Origin of the sequence: Microbacterium sp. ISL-103, assembly GCF_018613995.1 — a bacterium.
Lineage (GTDB): Bacteria > Actinomycetota > Actinomycetes > Actinomycetales > Microbacteriaceae > Microbacterium.
This window is the reverse complement of the sequence record NZ_JAGGPD010000480.1, coordinates 1-1189: the sequence shown is the minus strand read 5'-3', so window position 1 is coordinate 1189 and position 1189 is coordinate 1. Positions and strand designations below refer to the sequence as shown.

Genomic DNA, 1189 nt, shown 5'->3' with positions numbered 1-1189 from the left:
AGGGGGTCGCGGAACAGGGCGACGACCGAGGCGAAGATCCAGTACGCGACCGGACCGATGAGCGGTATCAGGGTGATCAGGAAGGCGGCCAGCCCCATGAACGCAGGAGCCGGGAGCCCCAATATCAGATGCAGGAGGGTCGCGAACACCGCATTGCAGGCGGCGAGCACCACCATCCCGATGAGATATCCGCCGATCGAGTCGGTGATCTGCTCCGTGAGCGATCGGAGTCTGGCTCGATCGCGCGCGGGTGCGAGCGAGTAGAACGCGGACTTGATGGACGACAGCGACGCGAGGAAGTACAGCGTGAGGACGACGACGATGATCACACCGGAGATCGCGTTGCCGACGCCGAAACCCACGGCGAGCACTCCGCCTCCGACGGCGAGCAGGTTGCCGGGATCCGCGAAGAACGCCGCGAGTTGATCGAGTGCGGTTCCGACGACATCTCCGACCTGTGCTTCGAAGGCTGTGTACGCCTCCGAGGTGCGGAAGTCGGCGATGGCCGCGGGGATGGAGCGTGCGAACTCGCCCACCTGCACCAGGGCGGGCGGGAGGATGAACCCGATCACGACGGCGAGGAAGACGAGGAAGCCGCCCGAGACGATCAGCAGTCCGCGCGTTCGCGACACCCGGTGTGCCTCCAGCCAGCGGATCACCGGGTCGAGGCCGAGGGCGACGAAGAGGGCAATCGCGATGTAGATGAGGATCGTGGCGACCGAGCTCGCGGCGACGCCGAGGACGAACGCGCCGAGCCCGCCGAGAACCAGCGCGAAGCCGAACAGCAGGGGGCGCGTCACGGTGATCTGGATGCTGCGTGGTCGCGGCCCGCGTGTGGCGCGCCGAAGCTGAGGGGGTGACTCCTCAGGCACGCTCGCATCGCTCACGGTGCCACTCTCGGGCGCAGGGCGCACGGCCGCGTCACCCTTTCAGGGCGATATACCGCGGGGTCAGATCAGGCCGAGGTCCTGTGCGCGCGCGACGGCCGTGTTGCGGTTGGGCACCGCGAGCTTGCGGTAGATGTGAGCCATGTGGGTCTTGATCGTGTTGGGCGACACATAGCAGCGGGCTGCCAGCTCGGTGTTGGTCATGCGAGTCGGAAGGTAGGTGAGGATCTCGAGCTCGCGGTCGGTCAGTTGCTCGGCCAGTTCGGGCGAGGTCGCGCGGGCGCGGCGGAGCAGGCTCGCCC

General features: G+C 67.5%; 2 protein-coding genes. Both read right to left on the bottom strand.

The window, feature by feature from the left end:
* Positions 1-800: AI-2E family transporter (locus J7E68_RS16275; RefSeq protein WP_215174351.1), on the bottom strand; the 800-nt coding region annotated here is incomplete at its 3' end.
* A 150-nt stretch (positions 801-950) separates the two neighbouring features.
* Positions 951-1189, bottom strand: a 239-nt coding sequence (locus J7E68_RS16270) for a LuxR C-terminal-related transcriptional regulator (protein ID WP_251049078.1), incomplete at its 5' end; no start/stop codon positions are given.